General features: G+C 48.1%; 22 protein-coding genes. 3 read left to right on the top strand and 19 right to left on the bottom strand.

The window, feature by feature from the left end; all coding sequences use genetic code 11:
* Positions 1–11: 11 nt before the first annotated feature.
* Entirely contained in the window at positions 12–662 is a 651-nt protein-coding gene (locus tag GQF01_RS24775) for a DedA family protein (RefSeq protein ID WP_161409450.1), read from the bottom strand.
* Positions 663–759: 97 nt separating this feature from the next.
* Here GQF01_RS24775 and GQF01_RS24770 point away from each other — a divergent pair, with 97 nt between their 5' ends.
* A complete protein-coding gene (locus GQF01_RS24770) occupies positions 760–1,800 on the top strand; it encodes a YkvI family membrane protein (protein WP_161409448.1) in 1,041 nt (346 codons plus the stop codon).
* On the opposite strand, the gene GQF01_RS24765 is transcribed toward GQF01_RS24770, so the two are convergent.
* The 5 genes from GQF01_RS24765 to GQF01_RS24745 are packed head-to-tail and all read right to left on the bottom strand — an operon-like array spanning position 1,741 to position 8,255.
* On the bottom strand, positions 1,741–2,172 hold the full coding sequence (locus GQF01_RS24765; protein ID WP_161409446.1) for a hypothetical protein: 432 nt from the start codon (positions 2,170–2,172) through the stop codon (positions 1,741–1,743). The two genes, GQF01_RS24770 and GQF01_RS24765, sit on opposite strands and share 60 nt — an antisense overlap.
* Positions 2,173–2,199: 27 nt before the next feature.
* Positions 2,200–2,511 (bottom strand): hypothetical protein, encoded by a 312-nt coding sequence (locus GQF01_RS24760; RefSeq protein WP_202556649.1) that lies wholly within the window; start codon positions 2,509–2,511, stop codon positions 2,200–2,202.
* A gap of 46 nt (positions 2,512–2,557) precedes the next feature.
* Entirely contained in the window at positions 2,558–5,791 is a 3,234-nt protein-coding gene (locus tag GQF01_RS24755) for an AAA family ATPase (protein WP_161409443.1), read from the bottom strand.
* Positions 5,788–7,065, bottom strand: a complete 1,278-nt coding sequence (locus GQF01_RS24750) for a metallophosphoesterase family protein (protein ID WP_161409441.1) — start codon at positions 7,063–7,065, stop codon at positions 5,788–5,790. The genes GQF01_RS24755 and GQF01_RS24750 overlap by 4 nt, the downstream gene beginning before the upstream one ends.
* A 20-nt stretch (positions 7,066–7,085) precedes the next feature.
* A complete protein-coding gene (locus GQF01_RS24745; RefSeq protein WP_161409439.1) occupies positions 7,086–8,255 on the bottom strand; it encodes a glycosyltransferase family 4 protein in 1,170 nt (389 codons plus the stop codon).
* Positions 8,256–8,427: 172 nt separating this feature from the next.
* On the opposite strand from GQF01_RS24745, the gene GQF01_RS24740 reads away from it, so the two are divergent.
* Entirely contained in the window at positions 8,428–9,564 is a 1,137-nt protein-coding gene (locus tag GQF01_RS24740; protein WP_202556647.1) for a GGDEF domain-containing protein, read from the top strand.
* Between the two features lie 64 nt (positions 9,565–9,628).
* Here GQF01_RS24740 and GQF01_RS24735 read toward each other — a convergent pair whose 3' ends face one another.
* The 9 genes from GQF01_RS24735 to GQF01_RS24695 all read right to left on the bottom strand — a co-directional run bounded on the left by GQF01_RS24735 (position 9,629) and on the right by GQF01_RS24695 (position 17,320).
* Positions 9,629–9,928, bottom strand: a complete 300-nt coding sequence (locus tag GQF01_RS24735; protein ID WP_161409437.1) for a DUF6509 family protein — start codon at positions 9,926–9,928, stop codon at positions 9,629–9,631.
* A gap of 66 nt (positions 9,929–9,994) precedes the next feature.
* Positions 9,995–10,795 carry a polysaccharide deacetylase family protein gene (locus tag GQF01_RS24730; RefSeq protein ID WP_161409435.1) on the bottom strand — a complete coding sequence of 267 codons (801 nt, stop codon included), beginning with the start codon at positions 10,793–10,795 and terminating at the stop codon, positions 9,995–9,997.
* 138 nt (positions 10,796–10,933) lie between these two features.
* Positions 10,934–11,452, bottom strand: coding sequence for a peptide-methionine (S)-S-oxide reductase MsrA (gene msrA / locus GQF01_RS24725; protein ID WP_202556645.1), 519 nt, complete (start codon positions 11,450–11,452; stop codon positions 10,934–10,936).
* A 98-nt stretch (positions 11,453–11,550) separates the two neighbouring features.
* A complete protein-coding gene (locus tag GQF01_RS24720; RefSeq protein ID WP_161409433.1) occupies positions 11,551–12,789 on the bottom strand; it encodes a molybdopterin molybdotransferase MoeA in 1,239 nt (412 codons plus the stop codon).
* A gap of 240 nt (positions 12,790–13,029) precedes the next feature.
* Positions 13,030–13,950 (bottom strand): MBL fold metallo-hydrolase, encoded by a 921-nt coding sequence (locus GQF01_RS24715; RefSeq protein WP_161409432.1) that lies wholly within the window; start codon positions 13,948–13,950, stop codon positions 13,030–13,032.
* A 28-nt stretch (positions 13,951–13,978) separates the two neighbouring features.
* Positions 13,979–15,046, bottom strand: coding sequence for an ABC transporter substrate-binding protein (locus tag GQF01_RS24710; protein WP_161409431.1), 1,068 nt, complete (start codon positions 15,044–15,046; stop codon positions 13,979–13,981).
* 27 nt (positions 15,047–15,073) lie between these two features.
* Positions 15,074–15,838, bottom strand: a complete 765-nt coding sequence (locus GQF01_RS24705) for an ABC transporter permease (protein WP_202556643.1) — start codon at positions 15,836–15,838, stop codon at positions 15,074–15,076.
* Positions 15,771–16,610 carry an ABC transporter ATP-binding protein gene (locus tag GQF01_RS24700; RefSeq protein ID WP_161409430.1) on the bottom strand — a complete coding sequence of 280 codons (840 nt, stop codon included), beginning with the start codon at positions 16,608–16,610 and terminating at the stop codon, positions 15,771–15,773. The genes GQF01_RS24705 and GQF01_RS24700 overlap by 68 nt, the downstream gene beginning before the upstream one ends.
* Positions 16,611–16,642: 32 nt before the next feature.
* Positions 16,643–17,320, bottom strand: a complete 678-nt coding sequence (locus tag GQF01_RS24695; RefSeq protein WP_161409429.1) for a Crp/Fnr family transcriptional regulator — start codon at positions 17,318–17,320, stop codon at positions 16,643–16,645.
* 287 nt (positions 17,321–17,607) lie between these two features.
* Here GQF01_RS24695 and nfsA point away from each other — a divergent pair, with 287 nt between their 5' ends.
* Positions 17,608–18,345, top strand: coding sequence for an oxygen-insensitive NADPH nitroreductase (gene nfsA, locus GQF01_RS24690; protein WP_161409428.1), 738 nt, complete (start codon positions 17,608–17,610; stop codon positions 18,343–18,345).
* A 154-nt stretch (positions 18,346–18,499) separates the two neighbouring features.
* Here the strand turns inward: nfsA and GQF01_RS24685 are convergent, their stop codons facing one another.
* The 4 genes from GQF01_RS24685 to GQF01_RS24670 are packed head-to-tail and all read right to left on the bottom strand — an operon-like array spanning position 18,500 to position 24,795.
* Positions 18,500–19,471 (bottom strand): carbohydrate ABC transporter permease, encoded by a 972-nt coding sequence (locus tag GQF01_RS24685; RefSeq protein WP_161409427.1) that lies wholly within the window; start codon positions 19,469–19,471, stop codon positions 18,500–18,502.
* Between the two features lie 28 nt (positions 19,472–19,499).
* A complete protein-coding gene (locus GQF01_RS24680; protein ID WP_161409426.1) occupies positions 19,500–20,363 on the bottom strand; it encodes a carbohydrate ABC transporter permease in 864 nt (287 codons plus the stop codon).
* On the bottom strand, positions 20,360–22,657 hold the full coding sequence (locus GQF01_RS24675; RefSeq protein WP_161409424.1) for a DUF5696 domain-containing protein: 2,298 nt from the start codon (positions 22,655–22,657) through the stop codon (positions 20,360–20,362). Before GQF01_RS24675 ends, GQF01_RS24680 begins: the two co-directional genes overlap by 4 nt.
* Complete coding sequence (locus GQF01_RS24670) at positions 22,654–24,795, bottom strand: YIP1 family protein (protein WP_161409422.1); 2,142 nt, start codon at positions 24,793–24,795, stop codon at positions 22,654–22,656. The genes GQF01_RS24675 and GQF01_RS24670 overlap by 4 nt, the downstream gene beginning before the upstream one ends.
* Positions 24,796–24,827 lie beyond the last annotated feature (32 nt).

Below are 24,827 nucleotides of genomic sequence, written 5' to 3'. Positions count from 1 at the left end.
TTTCTTTGTGGTTAGATCGCTCTTCTTTTCCGAAAGCGGAAATAAATTGCCACCCCTATCACAGCCACAATGGCAAGAATGATGAGACTCACACCCAAGTATTGATGGATCAGATTGAATAATCCGTCCAAATTGCTGCCGATGAAATGACCCAGTGTGAGGAAAGTTGTACACCACAGCAAAGCCCCTGTCCCCGCGTAAAGCATATATTTGTAGAATTTAACTCCGCTAACTCCAGATAAATAACACGTGAAATGGCGTACTCCTGGCACAAAATAACCGAAGAATACGGTCCAAAGCCCATATTTATGAAACCAGCCTTCTGCCCTTTCAATCCGATCCGGCGTCAGCTTGATCCATTTTCCATAGCGGTACAAGAATGGCTTGCCGACCCGATGACCGATGAGATAACTCACAATCATTCCGGTCATCGTACCTGCGTAAATCACAATTAAGGTTGTCCCATACTCAAAAGGACCTCCAGGCGCAGTCAGCGAGCCCACGAAAGCCATCAACGTTTCATCTGGTATAGGTACGCCAACAATCCCGGCAGATAATAGAAGGTACAGAGCAATGTAGCCATAATGCCCAATTAAATCATAAAGAGCTTCTTTCACAAAAGACACACTCCCAAATTCTTTCGTCTTTCTGTTCTTATCCATTTTATCAAAAAAAAGGGCTTGCCCCAAGTTGCAGTCATGCTACTGTCTTCGCGAACATACCTTGTACTATACCAAACGAAAGAAAGCGGGGCAATCCATGCGAAAAGGGTCACAGATCGTCCGTATTGCCTTTACCTATATCGGAACTGTCGTTGGAGCAGGTTTTGCTTCTGGACAAGAGATTTTGCAATTTTTTACGCGCTATGGATGGATAGCAACTTTAACAATCGCTTTATCTACCGTGCTATTCATATGGATTGGCATTAAGCTCATGCTAATGGCTCATACTTTGAAAGCCACGTCTTATGAGGATCTGAACCGGGTCATTTTTGGGCCGAAAATAGGGAATTGGATCAGCTTGTTTACCATGATCGTGTTGTTCGGAATTACAACCGTCATGCTTGCCGGTGGCGGCACGGTATTTGAGGAGCAGCTTCATCTATCCTATCAGACTGGACTTTTGGTCACCTTGGTGCTTTCCTATCTCGTCTTATCGCGAGGAATTGGAGCTATTATGACAGTCAACTCGATTGTCGTTCCTATCATGCTGCTTTTTAGTGTGGTTATTGTCGTTTATACGTGGCATTCACCATCTTCGGGCAACTGGCTGCGGATCACAACGGATGATTCCCTAGGCAAAATATGGTTCGCCCCATTTCTCTACACAGCCTTCAATTTGGCCATGGCACAAGCCGTACTGGTGCCAATGGGAGCTGCCATCGCGAAGCGTTCGGATCTTTATTGGGGCGGTCTTATCGGAGGTGCTGGCATTGGCATGCTGCTGCTCTCGGCTCACTACGCACTCTCAGCGCAAATGCCTGGTATTGCACAGTATGAGATTCCAATGGGGAATATCATTAACAGGCTAGGTTCTGTCCCGCAAATCGCGTATTTGCTCGTTATTTATGGAGAGATTTTCACAACATTTATCGCCGACGCGTATGGCCTGTCCTTGCAGTTGCAGCAACGTACCAAATTAAACCGAAAATTTTTGCTGCTTAGCATTCTAGGACTTAGTTATCTGGTCAGTCAAATTGGTTTTAAAACGCTCCTTGCTGCTCTGTATCCAGTATTCGGCTTAATTAGCGTTGTCTGGCTGGTGCTCATGATCTGGCGCAACCGTAAACGTGCGGTGTAGGACCCCTGTTTGGGCGAAGCCGAGAACGACGATTAGACGGACTACCAGAAAGAGCATCCCCATCACGCATAAAATAAGGCCAGTGAGCAAATAGGAAAAATGAAAAAGTGCTGTCGTCCCCGTTTGATCGCGCAGGATCGCGAATAGCTGGGCTAACAATAGCAGTAGACCACTGATAAACAGTCCGATCATGGCATAATCCATCACTGTCCAGCGCGAAAAATAGCTTACCGCAATCTCCACTTGACTCAAAGCCTTCGGCGCTGCCGCCTGCTGACGCCAAAGCTGATGAATCATCCATGCCGTATAAATCGCAACTCCAGTTACAAAAAGACCAAGAAACCCGCCAATTATCGCTAATAGCATATTCATGCTTAAGCCCCCCTTTCTAATTGTCGACTATCCATGCCGCAGACCATAAATGAGGATAAACGTTAAACCAAAGCAAAGAACCGGAAGCGCATAAAGAAGAGGGAACAGCATCCAGCTTGGGAGGTTCATCGCTGGTTTCCATAGAAGCTGAAGCCGTCTCACTTCAGCATCTTCCGGACTTTCTACAGGCTTAAGTGATTTAACAGATAACGCTTCCGCAGCCCCTTCATTCCACTCGATTTTCCCTTTTTTCCAACCAACCTGGTACGTTATTTCCCGGTGCTCTTTCTTCTTCCCGCTTCCTGGCTCCACTTTGATACCTCCAGCTTTTTTCTTCAACTTATATGATCATGAACGGGTTCTCATGCCATACAGGATCACCATTCTACAAGTTTATTAATTGGTAATTCCGAATAACGCGCGCCGCAGCATCCCGTACATGTCCGTGACAGGTAAACAACAGCACTTGATGCCTGCTGCTTAAGTCAGCGAGCACACGCAGACAGCTCTCCATCCGTTCCTCGTCGAAGTTGACGAGAATATCATCCATGACGAGCGGTAATACCGCTTTGCCGGCATATTCTTCCACAAGCGCAAAACGCATCGATAAATACAGCTGCTCCGCAGTTCCCCGACTGAGCTGACTTGTATCCACGGACTGCCCATTCGATCGAACCGCAACAAGACGCTGCTCTCCGAATGGCGCTTTGACGTGGGTGAAAGCTCCACTCGTCATCCTCGCCAAATAATCGGATGCTCGTAAAAGCACACCGGGCTGCCGTTCCTGCTCATAGATCTCGCGAGCTTTCTTCATGAGCAAGGAAGCAAAGGAAACCACAGCATATTGATCCACCTGTTCCCGTATCGAAGCCCGAAAGGCCTCAGCCTGAAGCTCGCCATCGGCTTGCTCAGAGCCTTGCTCCAGCTGTTCGATGTGTGCTGCCAGCTTGCCGGCTGCTTCACGGAGCTCGTTCGTTGAGCTTGTCGCTTCCGCCAACAGCTGCTCAAGAGTGTCCAAGCGGTAAGCTATATCTGCTTCCCCTTGCGTCTCCAATAGCTGTGTGTAGCTAGCTAGAGACGCACTTCCTAGCAAAGTCTCAAGAGAAGATTCCAGCAGCTTCTGTTCTTCGTTTAACTTCTTGCGCTCATCTTGCTCTCTCTCCTGCAAGCGCAGCGCTTCAGGATCTTCTGCCGAGGCTTCCTGCAGCAAGGAGGCAAGCCTTTCGCGCGTACGCTGCTCGGCAGCTTCCAGAAGCTGCAATTCTTCTGCAACCTCTGCATATAGCGCTTCGCTATGGCTTCTAGTCGCAAGCAGCTTCAATTGCTCTTGCTCCTGCTCTTTCCAGCGTTTGAGAGCAAATAGAGGCTCTTGTCCTGAGGGTAGCTCAAGCCGCAATCCAATAGCTTCTTCATACTGTTCTACGCTTCTTAGCACGGAAGCAAGCCTTGCTTCCAGTTTATGGAGCTGACGGAGATTTTCCTGCCCCTGCTCAATCGTCTGAATCGTTTCCATAGCGGAATCCGGGGATAAGCGTCCACTTAAACCAAGCGATAACAGCCAGTTGCTCCAATCCCTCTGAAGCTGCTCAGACTCTGCTACATGCTGTTCATACAAAATGCCTCGCTGCCCTTCTTGGTGTTGAAGGGACTCACGCATTTCCTTCGCATCCTGCAGCTTTTCCACCTTGCGCTGCTGCTGGCTGAGCTGTTGCTTGTTGTTCTCCGCTTCTCTCAACCAGGCATCCAACTGAGGCTGGAAGCTGGGAAGCGAGTGCGAGTCAGCACGGCCTATCTGCGGCGAAGAGTGGAAAGATGATGCTGCCGCAGCTTCATGAAAACCAATCTGCGCTAGATTTGATTTCATGAACGCTTCGATTTGTTCCTGCAAACGCCGCTCCAACTCAAGAAGTTCGCGAGCAGTCGCGTCAGTTCGAGAAGTCTCCTGGCTGGGAGACGCCGTCATCGTGCGAGAAGCGCGGCTATCTGCTGCCGACCGATCGCCGAACTGGATGTAGAGTGCCGCGCCAGCAAATAGCACAAAGGCACAAACAGCCATTGCCCAGCTGCTCTGCCAAGCGAGCAGAATAGGGGCAAGAATCGCCAACACGCCGATCAAAAGCACCATCCGCTTTCGAAGCTTACGCGATGCAGCTTTACCTGCTCTAGACGCTTCCTCCAGACTGAGCTTGTACTGGTTCTGTACGGCTTCCCGCTCTTGGTGATGCTGAACCTCCCTGACCAGAAGCTGCCACTGCGCATAATCTCTTACTATTCTTTGCAGCGCCGCTCCCGGGTCAATCCCGCCAATTAATGAAGGGGAGAGCCGTACGCCCTCTTCCAAGCTGCGAATCGTATCTTCTACTCGCAGGATCTGCTGCTCCAGGCTTTCCAGCTCTGTTCGAACTCGCAGTTCATCCGCCCGGCACTTGTGAAACTGTTCCTTGAAAGATCGAATTTGCTCACGAAGGGAAATGGACACCGCAAATGTGCCGATATCCATCGGTCTTTCCGCTTCTGCAGCGTCTATTTGCTTCAGCAGCCTGCCCAGCTGCGCGCGCCCGTGTTCTTGTTCCACGCGCAGCCCGTCCAAACTGCGCTTCTGTTCTTCATACGTGGCTGCTTGCTCCAGCCAATGATTCAGCTCCGCCCTATGCGCGAGCACATCAGGCTGGATGAGGATCGCGCCCAGCTGATCCGCTAAGGTTCGCTGCCGCAGGCTGAGCCTTGAGCGCTCCGCATGGAGGCGCTCCAGCTCCGCCTCGAGCGCGTCCAGCCTCGCCGAGGCGCGCTCGGGGAAGCCAGCCAGCTCCGGCAGCGCCGCCAGCTCCTGGACGATCTGCCGCAGCCGGATCCATCCGCTGCGCGCCTTGCCGGCCAGGCCGAGCCTGAGCTGCTCCGCGCGCAGCGCCTCCTGCTGCTGCTCCAGCGCAGCAATGCGCTCCTCCGCGGAGCGGCGCTCTCCCTGCAGCCGATCATAACCGGCTGCCAAGTCACGGCTGCGGCGCAGCGACTGCTCCAGACCCTCCAGCTCCTTCAGGAGACGATTCATCTCCTGATTGCGCCCGCGGGGTCTGTACAGGCCGTCGGCCTGCGCCGTCAGCTTGCGCTCGGCCTCCATGATGGCCGAGCCGCTTACACCAAGCCCAGCGCTATACAAATAGCCGCTGAGCTCGTCCGTCTGCAGGGTGCGAAGCTCCTGCAGCTCGGTTAAACCAAAAGCGAACAAGCTGCGGAAGAGGTCGGCCGATAGGCCGCCCAGCAGCGTGTTCAGCAGCTCTTCTCCTCCGGTGGTGCCATCACCGAGGGTAACCTTAACGTGCCCCGCAGAGGCACGTCTGCCGCCTGCAGCGGGCGCGTCGTAGCGCTCGACGCGAATGAGCTGACCCTGCTCATCCTGCAGGGTCAATGCGCCGCCATGGGCGCCGCCGCCCAGCGGCTCGTAGCGCTCCGACCGGTTCTGCCGGGTCGGAAAGCCGAATAGCACCGCGCGGACGAAGCCCATGAGCGTGCTCTTGCCCGCTTCGTTCGCGCCGTAGAACAGCGCCAGCGGGCTGTCCGTGTCGAGCTGCCGCTGCCGCAGGCTGCCGAAGCCCTCTACCTGGATGGATACGATCTTCATCCAGGCCACCCCCCATCCGCGGATAGGAGATCCGCGGCCATTTCCTCTGCGGCGCGCAGCCATTCGCGCAGCCGCTCGGAATCGGCCGCAGCCGGGTCGCCGGCTGACTGCGGCAGGCTTTGCAGCGCGGCGAGTGCTTCGCCCGCGAACTCTTTCAGCGCTTCGTCGTCGGCGCGCAGCGCAGCGGAAATTCGCAGGAGATCGCCAAGAAAGCTCTTCTCCTGCTGTAGTAGCTCCAGATCGAGCTCACTTGCCGTTCGGTCCTCGATCGATTCAATCCAGACGAAGCGGCTCCGCTCTGCTTCGTCCAGTCGCAGCTCAGCGATAAGTTCCTGAAGCAGCCGCCCTTTGCGGAGCAGGCTGAAAACCGCGCTTCGCCCTTCCAACACGATACGGACGACAGCATCGCGTCCGTCCGCTTCAGCCCTAATCCTTTCAAGGTGGTCACCAATCTTGTCTTTCAATTCTTGCTCAGTCTGTATGCCGGCAACAGACAACCGCTGCTGGAACCAGCGCACCTGATCTAGCGCACGAAACGCGAGATCCGCTCGTCCATCTTCCGACATGTTTACGATATAACAACCGCGTGGCCCTGTTTCCCGTATATTTCTCCCTTGCAGGTTCCCCGGGTACACAATTGCCGGCAGCTCATGAAGCACATTTCTAGTATGTACATGACCTAAAGCCCAGTAGTGCATACCTGCTTTCAGCAAATCCTGCTTGCTGCACGGGGCGTAATTATCATGAGCTGGGTCACCGTCAACATTCGTATGCAAAAGCGCGATTTGAGGCGCATCTTCATGCCCAGGCTTAAATTGCAGTGCTAAGTTCTCCATAACGGCTGCGCTGCGATAAGAAATCCCATGAATCTGTGCAATGACACCTCGATCCGGTTTCGTTACCGTCAGCGTCTCCACTTGATCGCACGCAAAAAAATGGACGTCTGCCGGCCAAACCAGCTTTGCGGCACGTCCATCCTCCGGATCATGATTTCCATGAATGATATATGTAGGGATTCCTTGCGCTGCTAATTGCTCCAACGCTTTCTGAAAGCGAATTTGCGCGCGAAGCGAGCGATCCGACAAATCGTAGACATCCCCGCTGATAAGTACAAAATCCACTTGCTCTTGAACAGCTGCCGCGACGAGCTCCTTGAGCGCGCCAAATGTTGATTCTCTCATGCGCTCACGAACTCGTTCAGGCAGCGCCGACATGCCTTTGAACGGGGAATCCAGATGCAAGTCGGCGGCATGCATAAACCGCAGTCGTTTCATGTCTCTAACGCCTTCCTGCTTTAGCTATTTTCGTTCTGCTCTTCATTCTTTACCGCTATATGTTCCTCTATTTGATAGCTCTCATAGACGCTTTTCAGTTGGCGCAGAACACGATTCAACGAATATGTTTTCTTCGCTTTTTCCCACGCGGTGCGCGCTAGGTTGTAGCGGAATGTCGGATCAATAACGACCTTCTCCAAGGCATGGCTTAATGCCATGGCATCTCCCACAGGCACCAACAATCCATTATGTCCATGTTCGATTTGCTCTGCAATCCCCCCGACATCCGTCCCAATTAAGGCTAGCCAGCATAGTGCGGCCTCCGCAAATACGGAACCGAATGCTTCCGCGCGCGACGGCAATACGAAGACATCAAAGAAAGGCATGAATTCCTCAGGATGCAGCATGTAGCCATAGAAAATCGTTTCTTCATAAATATTATGCTGAATGGCCAGCTTCTCCAGCTTTTCCCGGTCTGGTCCATCCCCAATGATATGTAAAACAAAGGGATGACCCCGCTTTTTCAGCTCTCCGCAAGCGATTAGCAGGGTATCCAGCCCTTTCGCAGGCACGAGACGACATACCGTAATGAATTGCGTCACCGCATTTTCATGGGAAATCGGCCGGAAACGTTTCTCGTCAAAACCATTCGGGATCACGCCAATCCGTTCGCTATCCTGCACAAACTCTGAAATATATTGCTTGAACGAATTCGACACCGTAATAATCTGATCGACCTTGGTTTCCAGCTCCTCATAGATTTGCGTAAGAAACTGATGCTCCACGCCATTTTCCTTAATACGTCCGTTCAAAACAAGCTCTCTCTCAAAGCTGGAGTGAATTGTTAGAATCACGGGTGTTTCTGGATAAATTTGCTTCATCGCCATTGCCGCAATCGGATGATGCGCATGAATAATGTCATATTTCTTCGTTACTCGAAGTTTCGTCCACCAAACATAATCCTTGTAAGTCTGAATGTATTTATCAACGATCGGGTTACCGGCATACTTCCGCCAATCGAAAGTGGTGAATTCCACTTCCTCTGTGCCTTTATTGCGAATCCTTTTTGGCAGCGAAAATAATTCCATTTCCCATCCCTTTTTATTAAATCGGTCCAATATATAGGGAACCATGGATGACACCCCTCCCGGTTGTTCCGGTGGGAAAAATAATGCTTGCAAGATGTTCATTGCATGAGCCCCTCTCTCAAAGCCTTGAGCTTTACCTTCTTATTGTAACTTGTGTGCGCCGAATAGAAAAGAGAACAACTTCATGCCACTCGAAACGATTCTATCCCTCTTTCCCATTTTCCTTTATAATAGAATCACATCTTGTCGAAAAATAGGGGTTTTGGGGGAACGCATGAAAGCTGTTGATCTCATGTTCGGTGATTTAGCTTCATTATTATCGGATGCTATCGTATTAGTCATTGTGACACTCATGTTCGTCATTTCACTTCGATTGTTTCTTGATCGCCGTAAAAAAGGCTACATGTCCATGACCTTCTCCGTTATATTCGTTGGCATTCATTACCTGCTTAAGATATACGTCTTGCTCACAGCGCTAGATACAAGCTTAACCGCATACGTGCTGTTAATGCTGAAAATCGTTTCATTCGTACTTTTGAATTTTGGAGTTTATCAATTATACAATCGAACGCACCGCAAACAGTACATATTTTTCTATGGTTTGATCATCATGGGATTCGTTGTCTCTATTCTTCATTTTAGTGTGCCTCAAATGTACAACGGGACGATTCAGCAGGTTCGATTGCTGCAAGACATTGGTCTTGAGCTTTATGTTTTTGTGTTGATCTTTCTGTGTTTTTACATGATACCTCCTTATATCGGTCAACAAACGAAGTATCAATGGGCGCTTACGATCTTTTTCTTCATCCAAAGCTGTCATTTAATCAATGTGTATATGTATGGAAATAATCAGATTTGGCTGACCCTAGCGGGCAATATTTTACCGATCGTCTTCTACTTTTTATTATTTATTATGCTGTTTGATCGTGTCGTTGAGCTCATGCAGGCTATCTATAATTCATCCATAACGGATGGACTAACTCGCTTGTATAACCGCAAATTTTTCTACAATCGAGTTTCGCAGTATGTCGCAAGGCATCTTCCTGTTTATATTTTGTTCAGCGATATTGATAATTTCAAGAAGTTAAATGATACCAAAGGCCACCAAATGGGCGACGACGTGCTCAAGCAAGTGGCGCAAATTATGAAGGATGAAGCTGAGGAATGCGGCATTGCAGGCCGTTACGGCGGGGAAGAGATGGTCGTGATGGTTACTGATCCTAGTGTCAAAATGGAGGCATTCGCGGAGCGCGTTCGCAGCCGAATTGAGAAAGAGACCATTGTTACCGCTAGCATTGGCTATAGCAAATACAAGAACGGCTTAAGCGCCGAAGAGCTTATCAAGCAAGCCGACCAAGCCATGTATAAGGCCAAAACCACCGGGAAAAACAAGGTTGTGAAGTATTCTTAAGATTAAAAAGGCTGTCCCAAGGTCCAATGACCCTCGAGACAGCCCCTCACTCACTCTATGGCTTCTACTCGTCGTCCGCTTCAAGCACATGCGCTTTGCAAAATGCATCCACTTCCGCGACTTCATCGTCCTCAAGTTCAAAATCGAGGTACAGTTGCGTCGTTTTCTCATAAAGTTCGTATTTCAGTAGACCTGATTTGCCTTCTTCAACGTTATAGATCGCACGAATATACAATCCGCTTTCGGAGTAAAGTTCATCATCTTCCTCAACTTCAATGTCTATGAGAAATTCGTAACGGCGTCCGGTCAAAATACCGAACGGATCTTTGATTACTTCAACCGTATAACTTGTAATCGTAAACATCGTATTCCCCCTTTTTCATCTGTAGGCTTTAGTATACCTGATTATGGGAAGAATCGCACACACCCCTCAGCTCAACCTAACAATTTGCCCCGCTGGAATTTCGACGGAATCCCCTTCCACACTGATCCAAACGGAGGTCGCTGTGGGATTATGTACAAGATGACGATCTACCGAGTAGCGCAGCTGTTCTACTGCCTGTAAGTAGGTGAAGATCTCCGTGTTAGTTGCGTACCAAATGTTGTCGTGCCCGCCCATCATCTCACCAAAACGGTCGATAAGATCCCAATTGTTATCGTTTTCAAATTCATAGCTATGTCCCCATACATAGAACAGTGCCATGCGTGTATGCCTTTGTTCAAGTTTGGCAAACTGCTCCCCGTATTCCATCATCTGCTTATGATGACACGTAGGATGCCACCTTAGAAAATCGTCCGGAAGTTGAAATTTCCCGTGACTTGCTACGGTTCGCGCATATTCAATGCCAAGAGCAGGCAGTAGCGAAACTACGCGATCACTGTTTGTTCCAAAAGGGTAACTCATCCCCCTGACGGGATAGCCAACTAGCGACTCCAAAGCTCTGCGGTCGTCTATGATTTCCGAGACGATTTGGTCCGTCGGCGATTGCTCCAAAAATGGATGATCCACCGTATGCGCGGATACCTCATGCCCTGTGAAAAGTGAAGCAGCTTCTTCCGCTGAAATATATCCTTCCTTGCCCAAAAAGCCACTGTTCAAGTGGAACGTTCCTTTGATTCCGTATTCATTTAACTTCCCTACGAGTCTGCGGTCATGTATTCTTCCGTCATCATAACTAAGGGTCAGGGCTTTGTGAACCCCGCCAGGAAATCGGTCATTGCGAATACGCATTGCTTTCCTCCCATAAGTACGTAATAAAGTTACTACCATATTTTACTTAGGGTTGTCCGATTTCTGCAAGTGAAATTCCGCTAACTCGTTATTCAAAAAAAGCAGGGCACCCAGATAGGCCCCTGCTTTCTCTACTTATTACTTCCAATATTTCTCACCAAAAGCATCGCGACCAGAGGAAATCCGCTCTTCTTTATATGCCTTTGGGTTTTTGGTGTGGTAATTCTGGTGGTACTCTTCTGCTGGAAAAAAAGTAGCTGCTGGCCTAATCTCCGTTACTATCGGCTTATCAAAACGTCCGCTTTGCCCGAGCTCAGCTTTCGATTGTAGAGCAAGCTCATGCTGCTCTTCATTGTAATAAAATATAGCTGTACGATACTGGCTACCGCGATCAATGTACTGTCCTTCATCATCGGTAGGATCTATCTGAGGCCAATATAACTCGAGCAGTTTCTCATATGGGAAGATAGCCGAGTCAAACGTAATTTCGACAACTTCCAAATGACCGGTTTCCCCAGTCTTCACTTGTTCATAAGTTGGATTCTCAACGGTACCGCCCATATAGCCAGACACAATACCATGAATGCCTGGTTGATCTTCAAATGGACTCACCATACACCAGAAGCAGCCACCGGCAAAAGTCGCTTTTTGTATCATCGTATACCCCTTTCACCATAATGAATGATATGGTTGTTTGTATAGCTATTTATTATAGTTATTTACGTTCAACAAGTCCATTTGACCAACTCAGACCGTTAGATCCACTGCATTTGAACAATCTGCCCTCTTGCAGCTCCACTTCCGCCTGGTGGAATCAGGCACATGGCATTCGCTTTTGCAAAGGCCGCGATATTGCCTGACCTATCTTTAGATAACGGTGTCACGTACAGTACTCCTTTTCTTATTTCAGCGTAGGAACGCAAAAATCTTGGATATGGACTTGGCTTCCCCACATCAGCATCAAGAATCGCTTCGATATGCTCACTACCATATGTCTTACAGCCTGACTTGAACAGCAGCATTGGTTTGACAAAAAGCTCGTAACCAACAAAGCAGGCCGATGGGTTACCGGATAAATGAATGCTCAACTTATCCTTTACTAGGAAAGCGGATGTTGGCGCACCTGGCCGCATTAGTACCTTTGTAAACAACGGCAGCGCGGACATATCCTCCATTACTTGAAGAATGTAATCATATTTCCCTACGGAAACGCCTCCGCTCGTTATGATGAAATCCGCTTCCAATAATGCCGCTTGTATCGCCTGACCTATGCAAATCGGATCATCAGGTACAGGGGGATATCGCTTGCAATCAGCTCCCGATTCTATCAATCTAGCTTCCAGCATAAAACCATTTGATTCATATAAATGATATTGCCTTAATGTTTCACCAGGCACCTGTAACTCGTCCCCTATTGGGATGACGGCTACTATCGGTTTACGAAAGACCTCCATATTTTGAATGCCGAATGAAGCTAGTATCGCAATCTCTTTGGAGCTTATGACGGTCCCTTGCGTGATTACACAGATCCCTGCGGGAATGTCTTCTCCTATTTCTGCAATATGTTTACCTCGTTCAGATGGAAATGGAAACCTCGCGAACGGAATTTCATCCGGCATCGTGATAACTGCTTCTTGCATAATGACAGTATCGTATTGATTAGAGACTGGAGCTCCTGTATAAATGCGAACGGATGCATGCTGTCCCAGCGGCAGTTCTACTGACCCTGCCCTTATTTCAGCTGTTACTTGTAAAAGAGCCGGATTCTCAACGCTAGCATATTCAATATCGCCAAAATTGACCGCATAACCATCCATGGCAGCTTTACGAAAAAAAGGAATCGGAAACTGGCTGTAAAAATCAAAAGCAAGAACCCGCCCAACTGAATTCATTAGCGAAACATGTTCTGTAGGCTGCTTTTTGGTATATTGCAAGAGCAGCTCCACAGCTTCAGCTATGGCAAGCCCCCTTCTAGATTGCTTATTTGCTTCCATTCCTCTCCCTCATTTCACCAATTCTATCTCTGTTTATTACCAATATATATCGTAATACGATGATTTTCAATAAATATATGTTATGTTTCATAACATATATTTATAACTCCAATTAATGCGTTATATTACATGACATTTCAATCCATTTAGTCATTAACTATCTGCTCAGGTAAAAAACAAAAAAACCAATCATGTTAAATTATGATTGGCTTCTCCAGGAGTTCATTATGATCTTATGCTCTAGCCTAACTGAAAGGACATCAGGTCGCGCCCTACAGTAATCAGCCCTTGATAGATATCCCGCATCCCTTTGATATATTCCTCCTCGGCAACCTCATTAGCTTCCGGAGCCGGGATATGGTGAGTAAGCACCAGATGCTTCACACCTGCTTGCTTGGCGATTTCGGCAGCTTCCACTGTCGTCGTGTGATATTTGGCTGGGTTAGAAAGCGCTTTGTCATAGGCCGGATATTGCTCAATCAGCGTATCCAGCCATTCTTTGTTATACGCCTCGTGTATGAAGAGATCGACACCTTGACTGTACTTCAACATATTCGCTACAGGAATCGTATCCCCGGAAATAACGACGGACTTCCCGTTGTATTCAAATTTATAGGCGACCGCAGGATAGACTGGGCGGTGATCCACTTCAAAGGCCGTAATCTTGATTCCTTCCTTCTCGTAGACAACCCCCTCGTTTCGTTCGGTATATTCGATCCGAGCCCCCGCTTCATCTGACAAATTATAGCTGACACGTAGCTTGACATCGAACTCGAAAGATTCCCGCATTTTACCGATAATTTCTTTGGTTGTCTCAGGACCATAAACATGCATCGGCGTTGAACGTCCCTCAAATACACGCTCAGGAGTAATGTGTGTTCGCCAGCTTGTAATAAACACATCGAAAAAACCGCTGTTATGATCGTAATGATGATGGGTAAACAGCACATCGGACACCCTTTGGGGCATGACCCCCGCTTTAATAAGTTGATCTACGACACCGCCGCCACAATCGACCAAAAATACCTTATGACCCGCAAGTACGGCCACACTGGGCTTAGCTCTGCCGTAAAATGCTCTTGGAGAGCCTGTTCCAAGCAAAATGACTTTGATATCCTCATGAAACTCGGGCTGAAGATTTACCTGTGGCTGTATATGCATGTTGAATTCCTCCTGCGTTAAAGGTTTATTATTTTCCGTTTTTCACTTCCTGAAGCAAAGACAAATCCAACATATCGCTCAAATCCAGCGAGCTTTTCTCGATTCCCTTTATATAGCCTGCATCTATGGCAACCTTGGCCATTGTCTCCAGCGATGCTTTATCCACATCCGTTGTCAGTCTAAGATGATCTAATGCAGCCTTGATTAGTTCCAGCGCCAAGCCCTTACCTGTCAATTCCTTTAACTCATCGCTAACTAATTTATAGGATTCTTCCGGATTTTTCTGAATAAACTCGATTGCCTCGCTATTTGCACGAATGGCTGCTTTCGCCTCGTTGCGATGCTCCTTCAAGAATTTATCATTCGCCACCACAATGGTTAGCGGATAATCGCCGTCATTCGGCGGTATTTTATTCCAATCAACAACGATCTTGCCAATGCCTTCGCCTACAATTTGTGTTCCCCACGGTTCTGGCAGCAATGCAACATCAACTTGCTTCTGTTTCATCGCCACGAGCGTGTCAGCCGGTGCCATTGTAATTAATTGCACACCTGAAGTATCGGTTGTAACTTTCACCCCCTCCTGCTCAAGCAGCAGACGCAAGGAGATTTCATTGGTGCTGCCTTTCGTCGGAATGACGGCTGTCTTTCCCACCAAATCCTTGACACTCGAAATGCCGGAGTCGTTCCTGGCAACCAACACTGCACCTCCATTATTGGAGCCAGATATAATTTTGATATTCTTGCTTCGAACGTACTGGTTGGTCACCGGACTAGGTCCCACAAAGCCAATATCAATCTGGCCAGTAGCCATGGCCGTGGAGAAATCGGAGCCGTTATCGAAGCCAACAACCTCGACCTTGATGTTATTGCCAAATTGCTTTTGGAAATAGCCATTTTTTATCGCGACGAAAGCTGGGGCGTGGGTCACATTTTTGAGCAAACCGATTTTCACTGTCGAAGGCTCTGCGGGTTGACTTGATGATGCTGCTGATGCCTGCTCCTTATTGCCACCTGCAGCTCCTATGCCGCAGGCAGATAGGAGAGAAGTAGTCAGCAGAAACACTACGAGTAAAAATGATCGAAATTTCTTCATATTAAACCCCTTTTCTTGTACATAGACTCACGCTTTAGTGCCATTCAAGCCGTATTTAATTAGTACCCGATCTTCCATACGCTTGAAGAAAAACCGGTCAGATAAGGTTCCAATGACGGCAATGATAATCACAATGCACAGCATAAGCGATGTATCACCGATATTGCGGCCTTCCTGCAGCATTTGTCCGAGTCCGATGCCACGTGCAATCAGCTCTGCAGAGACGAGTGCTCGCCAAGCGAAGGCCCACGCCATTCTCATTCCCATGATCAGATGAGGAACCGAAGCAGGAATCATCACTTGATAGAAAAGTTTAAGTCCTCTGCCAGTTCCGTACATTTGTGCCGCTTGGATATACAGAGGTGGAATGTTCTTAATTCCAGTCCTTGTGGCGATTGTCATCGTCCATGTTGCTCCAATGGTCGTAATAAATATGACGGAAAAGTCATTCAGACCGAACCAGATTATGGCGAAGGGCAGCCAAGCGATACTTGGAATCGTCTGCAAGGCGACCACCAGAAAGCCCAAGGTCTCATCCACCAACCGATTTCGGGCAAAGATCACTCCTAAAGTCATTCCAATGACGCAAGAGAGAACAAATGCTATGAGAATACGGCGAAGGCTGCCGCCAACTGCTTCAAGCAGATGACCGTGAATGATGCCATCGTACAAGGTTTGAGCTGTCTGCTGAGCAGAGGGAAACATCCATCCCCAATCGAATACCCTATATGCTATCTCCCATAAAATGACCAGAAGGATGAGAAAGATTGCTCCTCTGAATCTGGTAGTCATCGCCATGCTCCTCCCTTACCACTTTCTCCAGCTCATCAGCCAACGTATCCATGATGCGTCCTTCGATATGATGGAGCACCGAATCTGTTGCATTTCGCGGCCTTGCTGCCTGAATCTCATACTCTTTCTTAATCCTGCCCGGTCGGGTTGACATGACAAGCACCCTATCGGATAGCAGAACGGCTTCCCGAATGTTATGTGTAATGAAGAGTATCGTTTTGCGTGTTTTCATCCAAATCTCCTCGAGTTCTTTGTGCAAGAGCAGTCTGGTCTGCTCATCAAGTGCTGCAAACGGCTCATCCATCAATAGAATGTCAGGATCCATAACGAGTGCCCGGGCAATTGCTGCTCTCTGCTTCATGCCTCCGGATAGCTCATGTGGGTAGCGGTCGGCGAATTTGCTGAGATGGACCAGCTTGATCTGCTCCATCGCCCGCTCATAGCGCTCCTTTTTCTTCATCCCTCGCTGCTTTAATCCGAAAGAGACATTCTCAAGCACCGTCAACCACGGAAATAAGGTATGCTCTTGAAAAACAACGATTCGGTCCGTTCCCGGTCCGTGAATTGGTTTCCCGAGCACTTCAATCTTTCCCGTTTCCGTCTGCTCCAGCCCTGCAATCAATTTCAGCAGCGTTGATTTTCCGCAGCCAGACGGCCCCAAGATGGAAACGAACTCGCCTTTCCGGATGGAGAAGGAGACGTTCTCAATGGCCATAAAGGTACCGCTATCCCGCTCCATATACGTTTTGCTAACCCCTTGTATGTCAATCATGTCTTGATTTCCCCCTTGATCCATATGCCGAGTCATAGCTTAGACATGAAATCTTCGTAATCGTAAATGATTACCTGTTTCTTTTCGTACTGAATAAGACCTTGCTCCTTCCATTTGTTCAATGTTTCCGTTATCGTCTGCCTGCTGCACCCGATGATGTAGGACATTTCTTCATGACTCAGCGGTAGCTTGACATGTATTTCGCTCTGCTGCCACTCTCCGATCTGACTGAGGAAATGGGCGAGCCTCCAAGCGACAGGGCGGGAGATAAGCGTTTCGACATACCTTTGGGTAGACAGCAAACGCCTTGCGTTAGAAACCGTTAGTGCATAAAGGACATCCGGCCGGCTTAGTACCAAGCTTTTAAAATGGTCTGCAGGTACGAGCAGCACTTGGCTGTTCAGTATGCATCGCCCGAATCTTTGTCTACGTTGGCCGGTCAGCACCTCCGCCGCACCGAATATTTCACCCGCACTACGTAAAAACAGCGTAATACCATGACCTTCCTCTGCTGATTGCGAGATTTTAATTAACCCAGACTTAAGAAAATAAATATGCTTGCTTTCTTCATCTTCTCTGAAGATAAATTCATTTTTTTTATAATGGAGCAAAACCCCATATTCTTCGAATAGCTCAGCTAATAAAAGCTGCTCATGATGACCTTTTTCCTTCATTGGGTCCGGTGGAGATGAAGCTTGTTTTTCTGACATACGATCGTCACCCCAATACAAGAAAATGTTTAAATCCTTACTTAACCTATAGGTATTATAATAAATAAAGAAAAGATAAAACAGTCATCTAGCCGACAAAATGGTTTTTTGTTGATTATCCACAAACAAGGTTTGACTTCACGAGGAGTAGATGCTAAATTTAATGCAAAGAATTCCAATGCAAATAGTTACATATTGACTACCGGATAACCGGAGACCAGCCTCACGCTGCGTTTCCGGTTTCTTTGCGTTGGCCTGCTTCAGATATGCGAAGGGAGAGTTCCAGAATGAATCCAGTAATTGAACAATTGAAACTTCACCGCTCTATCCGTAAATATAAACCGGATGCCTTGAGCGATGAACACCTGCAAAGTATTCTCGAATCCGCTCAGAAAGCCTCCACTTCCAGTAATATGCAGGCATACAGTATAGTTGGTGTTACTGATCCGGAAGCCAAGAAAAGGCTGGCGCATCTAGCTGCCGACCAGCAGTTTATCGAGGAATGTCCTTTGTTCCTCATCTGGTGCGCTGATCTTCTCCGTCTCCAACATGCCTGCGCTCCCATAGAAGAGGTGGACATCCCGTCAACCTCCGAAATCTTCATTATCGCCACCGTCGACACGGCCCTGGCTGCTCAGAATGCGTCCATAGCCGCCGAATCGCTCGGCCTCGGCGTTGTCTATGTAGGCGGCATCCGCAACAATCCCAAGGAAGTATCCGAAGTTATCGGTCTTCCCAAGCTGGTTTACCCCGTATTCGGCATGTGCGTAGGCTACCCGGATCAAGAACCGACCCAGCGCCCACGTTTGCCTTTGGAAGTTGTCTATCATAAAGAGACGTATTCTACGAACACCTATACGCAAGGGATCGAAGATTACAACCGCTCGCTCTCTGAATTTATGCTGACTCGTGCAGGAGGAACCAGGGACTCCAATTGGTCCAAAGAAATGGTCAGACGTTTAAATTCCCGGCACAGAACGCATATGCGCGAATTTTTAGCTGAGCAGGGGTTTGAGTTAAATTAACAATAAAAAGCCGTACATCCGGATAATCCCGTGATGATACGGCTTTTTCGTATTTATTTGTTGTTCTTCTGCAGCCTTTCCACTTCTTTATCAATGCTCTCGGATGCTTTGCGAACCGCTGTATGAACGTCTGTGCCTGTAGCTATGCTTCCCATTATTCCACAAGTCCCGTGCGCTCAATCCCTTCGACAAACCACCGCTGCGCGATCGCGTAAACAATCAGCACCGGAGTAATAATCAGGAAGGATGCTGCCATCTTGATAGGTTCTGCAAAGATGCTCGTTCCTCCTTGAGCGGCTTCCGCGTTTAACGAAGCGGCCAGCTTCGCCAGACTAATGGATAACGGGACGTCCTTGGAACCCGACATATACATCGAAGGTAAATAGAAGTCGTTCCAATTCCATACAAAGGAAAATAAAAAGACGACGATAATGGCCGATTTGGACAAAGGCAGCATCACTTTGAAGAAGAAGCGAAACGCGTTCGCTCCATCCATTCTTGCAGCCTCCTCCAACTCTTTGGGCAGTGTCGAAAAAAATTGTTTGAAAATGATAACGAACAATGCGCCTTTCAGTCCATGGCCGAAAAGCGCCGGCACGATCATGGGCAGAACAGTGTTCGCCCAGCCGATCTGCTTAAACATCAGGATCGACGGAAGTATCGTCAACTGGGGAGGAAGGATGAAGGTAAAGACAAGCGCCATAAACCATAACCTTTTGAACGGAAACTCCAGCCTGGCAAAAGCGTATCCCGCGATAGCACAGGATATAATCTGCAGCACTGCTACAGTCAAGGAAATCGACACTGAGTAAAAAAAGCTGGTTTGGTACTGCAGCAGTTCGAACGCTTCCTTCAGGTGACCAGTAAAGATCGAACGAGGAACCCAGATCACCGAAGGGTCGAGCATGTTCGACGCGTCTTTGACCATAGTGCCAACCATATATAAGATAGGCTTCAAATAAATAAAGGCTGTATCGATAAGAATTATGTACAGAAACAGCCGGAATAGAAACCCTTTATCTGCTTCCTTGCCAATAAGGAAATACTTCCCTGATACGAACCGTTCTCTGAAGGTATCCCCGTTAAGGGTGATGTGCCTTCTTAATAGGCCGATCATGCGCTCCATGGTGTCAACCTCCTAAGTTTCACTCTGGTTATCTTTTCGGTCCAAACGCTTTATCCACCCTGCTGAACACCAGCAAGACGACACCGATAAAGGCCAGAACAATGACGAAATAAATCCATGCCAGCGCACTGGAAAGCCCATAATTGGCCGTGGTAACTTTGCTGATAATGGGGTTCGTTGGAAAGGTGAATAAGTCGATAACCGTAAAGATCATATTTAGAAAAATAAAGGGAACTAGTCCAGGCAGTGTAATTTTCCAAAACGTATTCCAAGGATCGGCTCCGTCGATCCTCGCCGCCTCATAGACAGATGAAGAAATCGTCTGACGTCCTGCCAGAAAAATAAGAATCTGCACGCCCGAATACCACAACACGAGCACAAAGGAGTTGATTACATGATTAATTGGATCCGCCCATGAGGCTGGCACATACTCCATGATGAAATAATTAATCCTAAGCGATTCCACGAAAGCAAGCTGACCTTCGCCCTGTGAAATAAACTCCATTATAATTTGCCCAGAGGAGAAGATGACCGGCAGGAAAAAGATAACCCGGAACAACGTCCTCCCCCAAAAGCGCTGATTCAACAAAATCGCTACCATTAAGGAGAAAATCAGGATGATAGGAATCATAACAATTGCCTCACGGAGGAACGGAATCAAACTATCATACAGCAGTCCTCCATCCGCAAATAGAATCTCGCGATAATATTCCACGCCATTGGGAACCGTTTCAATTCCTGACACCGTTACCTTTACTCTGTGAAAGCTCATGTACAAGGAAAAAGCCAGCGGAAATGCAACAAAGGCGAAAAAACCGAAGATCCACGGTGATATAAAAAGGGTCCCTTCCCACTTCCGTAAAGTGGACGCCTGCAGCCTCCATCTGTTCACGTCTTCAAGCCTCCCTTCAGCACGATGAAATCCTGTGCCGGGACGCGGATCCGTCCATCCGAATATTCCTGGTCATTATAGTTCACAATGATCGTTTTTCCGCCTTCATACACGGTTTCTTTCACCTTCGGAGCTAACGTCCGATGTCCCGTTATGAACTGAGCCTGAACATCGCCAAGCGCTTCATTAAAGCGTGCGTATTCCTCGGCCGCCTTGTCGAGCCATGAGCGGTAATTCATGCTGTAATACCAGATGGAATACGCCCCTTTCATACTTCCCGAGCCGGCAGCCGTAAAGATATAAGAGGGATAAGAACCGAACTCAATGCTGCGGAGAAACTCGTTCTGGTACTGCTCCCGCTGGTTGGACCATTCCGAGGAATATGTAATTAAACCATGGAGTGCTATTTGTGCAAACGGCACCTGATCGTCTACAAAAATATCGTACGAATACGTGTCCGGCAGCCGGTGAATATGCTTAACTTCATCGATGGCGTAAGCATTGGCATTTTCCACACTCACCCCTCCGAGCGTTTCCCTTGTCTTCTGCAGCAGCTCTCTCTGGCTGTTCAACACTTCACTGCGTCCCGCTAAATAGCGAGTGTTATAATCGCTGTTCAAGAACTGTCCTATGCCTTCATTGAAATAAATACCATCCGCTCCTAGCGCCTGATAAGCGCTTAAATCTTTCGTTGCGGTTTCGGTACTGAGCTTCGGACTGACCAAGGTCGTCATCTCCCGGTTGGCGTGATTTTCGAACTCCAGCACGGTACCCGAAAGATCTCTCATTCCATCAAAAATCGGCCAGAAACCATCGCTTCCCGTATTGTTCAAGGTGTAATTCGCCGTCAAGTACACGGGAATATTCTCTGAATGAGCATAATCGATAAACTGCTTCATTCCTTCATTTCCGCCAAGTCTAGAATCGACCGGAAACAAACCGCCGTACGAGCTATAGCCGCCATCCTGCCAACCCGCATATTGAACAGTTACATTTTTGATGCCACGCGTCAGAAGATTGCCGACAATCTCTTTAGCCTCGGTGGTCGTCGTCCCTTGCAAATATTTGTCCCACATCAGACCCTTCTTAATATCTGCCCCGATGATGTCCAAGTAGAAAGGAACCTCGCCACTCTTGGGCTGCAGCGGTTTCATGCCTTTTTCTTTGGTTAGATAGATCCGATATTTATCCGCCATCGCCACATAATCGTTTTTACCCTGATCCAGCAGATAATAGCGAGTTTTACGCTCCGGAACATTAAACCTCTCTTTGCTATAGGTGAAAAAGCCGGTTTCTGTTTTTTTGCTAGTGCTTTGAAAATATTTGGTGCGGTATTGCCATTCCGGCGTGACCCAATTGTACTGCCCAAATGCGCCTCCTGGGGCGGCAAACAGTTTGGCGTATTCCTCTCCCGCAGTCATCACGCCAACAAAAGCCTGTGGTCCAGACTTTAAGCCGAATACCGGAAGTCGCATCGGATTCCGGTCTGTTTGCTCATTGAAGAAAGCCGTATCCGTTCCGTACACGTTAGCCCGATAAAACGATTTGTCATTGGTCAGGTTGGGCTTGAATCGGATTAGGGCTCCGGGACCGTCTGGGACTAGCAAATAACCTTCTTCATTCTCCGTATACGCTCTCGCGCCAAACATCGGGAACAGCTTGATATTTAAGAGACTCAGCTTGCCTTCCTGAATACCAGGGTCATGAATGACCGTTTCAACGTAATCCCCCTGCAACCGGATTTGTACTGGGATTTTAAACTGTGTTCCCGTAAAAGAATACGTCGCCTTAAACCCGTCTGCTGTCGCTTGAAAGCCCTCCAGAGCGCCTTTATCCTCCAGCCAACTTATCGTTTTGGCTTGAGATTTGGAATTCGAAACGTCAATATATTCCACCATGATGGGCGAGAGCAGATTGTTTCTCCAGTTGCCAGCAATTGTTTCATGAGCCCACTGCTCCGGGTCCGGATAGGATCGCCAAACTTGCCCGGTTTGCTTATGTTCGACCTTGAAATGTCCCGTCTTGTCGTTCACCCACAGCTTTAGGCTTGAAGATTCGGTCATGACCCGGAAGTCCGATTCATTGGGAAGCGCCAGCTGCGGCGGTGTCCCGGCTGTAGCCGGGGCCACTGCTCCGGCAGGTTGAGCATTATCGGTCTTGGACACAGGAGTGGTCACGACTGCTTTGGGATCGGCGGCATACAACGTAGCGTGCGCACGAATCAGCCATATTGCCAAAGCCGCAACCAGAACAATCACTGCTGCGGCCGGATAAATGATACGCTTTCGGCTCATCGGATCGTTACCTCCTGGAATACGGAGTAGAAGAAATCCGTCAATTCCTTTGTCAGCCCAATAGTAATGAATACCAATACCCCGCAAACGGTCATCGTAAATAAGGATAAACTTACATTAATGACTGTTTCTCCCACCGTGTAATTTTGCAAGCTTTGAACCTTCCAGAACAGCAGCAAGCCGACCCATGCAAACACACCAAAATAGAGAAAGCGGAAGATGGAGCCCTCACTTAAGGTCATGACATTGGAAATAATAGTGATCGGTAAGCCCAGCAGCACCAAAGGAAACAGGGCATAAGCGCTGCCGTACACCACATCGCGGAATCTTCCTTCGCCACGATAGATCGAACTGATCAAATAATTAGAAATGACCCAGACCAACCAAATAACTAGAAATTGAACGACTACGATCAGTAGATTGACATCAAGAATGACTTCCGGGTTAAAGATAAAGCTGATTCCCGCCCTCATCACGCAATAAGAAGCAAGAGCCAGAATGAAGATAATTGTACTGCTTAACAGGCTGCCTTTTTGTTCATACCGCAGGGCTCCGAATCCTTCCAACGGATGCTTCAAAATAGTAAAAGCCACCTTCAGCTGCCCGACAAGCCGGTTCTCGTCTGACCTCCTGCTGCGCCATTTACGGCCCCACCCGGATCTTCCGCTCCATTTTTTCGCAATATACAAACCGGCTAAGCCCGCTAAAACCATATTCATCAGCCATCCGAAATGCCTCTGAAACCAGACCAGCCGGTTTTGCCAGAAGGCATCGGAATAACCTTGGGCATGACCTGCTTCCAGAAACAGCTCTTGCGCCTTTTCATATTCGCCTTTTTTATAGGAGGCTTTAGCTAGTCCGGCAATAGCCGGTGTATAATAGGCGTTCAAACGATTCACTTCTGCCCACGGGGCTTCGCTTTCTTCGTATTTTCCGTCCTGCGTCAAGTGATTGGCTCTATGGACGAGCGCACCAAATTCAGAAAGCCGGAAAGCTTGCACTAAATTGTTTTCCCCATCCAAAATATAGAGCTCATTCCTCGAATTATTAGCGATAGCTGTCGGTGTTTTAACTAAGCCCAGCTTCGTGGTCACCGCTCCGTCGTCCCCCCACCAAAAAAACAACAAATTACCGTTGCTGTCGTACTGGTTGACTACTTTACGTTTGGAATCAATAGCTGTGATATTTCCGTCGCTGTCTACCGTCAAATCTGTCAACGCTGATATCGAATGATCGTAATTGCTGAAAGCTATTTCGCCAAAAGAGGTTTTTTCCCCAGGCTTCGTAAATTCGCCTTTATGGGCCAGCTGATCCAAACCTGCAATATTCAACTTTTTGATTTGTCCCGTTTGGGCATCGCTGGACACAGTATAGATTAATCCGTCCTGATCTGTCGTAACACTGGCTATCGCTCCTGGAAGCTTACTAATTTCCTTCTGATACATTTCCCGTGTGTAAATAAATCTTTTAAACATATCGATAATGGAAAAGCTGGTTACGTTTGCTCCAAAAAACCCTTGAAATTGCCCTTGCGGGTCGATCTCCAGAAGCCCTTGATAACCTCCCAGAACGGCAATATACAGAAATCCCCGTTTGTCGACAATCAGTTTGACAGGGTCGTATTTGAAGGAAGCTGGAAGAAATTTGGATTCGGGACGTTTGAATTCCCGCAGCAGCTTGCCGTCCTTATCCAGACGGACAACCCGTTTATTGCCAGTATCGGCAATATAAATATCCCCATTCTTATCGACAAATACGCCCTGCGGCTTGTTGAAGGGATTTTCTTTCAAGTCCAGAACACGTACTAGATCTCCCGCTTCATTCAAATGAATGATTCTGTTATTACCGGTGTCTGCAATATACAGCTCATCCTTACTGTCGATGAACAGGTCCTGCGGTTGTTTTAACGGCGAGTAGATGTGTTGACCGGGCTTCTTAGGATCAGGAATATAAATTTCACGCCCTAACGCTCCCACAGGGTAATAAGCGGACTGGGTCCAAACCAACTGCCCATAACCATCCTTATAATTCGTGCTGTAAGGCGTGTAGGCGTATACCCCCTCCGGTCGGCACAAAACGGGCCAAATAAGAAGAGCTAGCACGATGATAAGAAGCTGTTTTCTCAGATTCGGCCGCACAGTGTGGTCCTCCTTCAAGTTTTCGCAAGATC

This window comes from Paenibacillus silvestris (assembly GCF_009882985.1).
GTDB classification, from domain to species: Bacteria; Bacillota; Bacilli; order Paenibacillales; family NBRC-103111; genus Paenibacillus_E; species Paenibacillus_E silvestris.
Note: the sequence above shows the minus strand (reverse complement) of the source record. Positions and strands in the feature narration are given on the sequence as shown.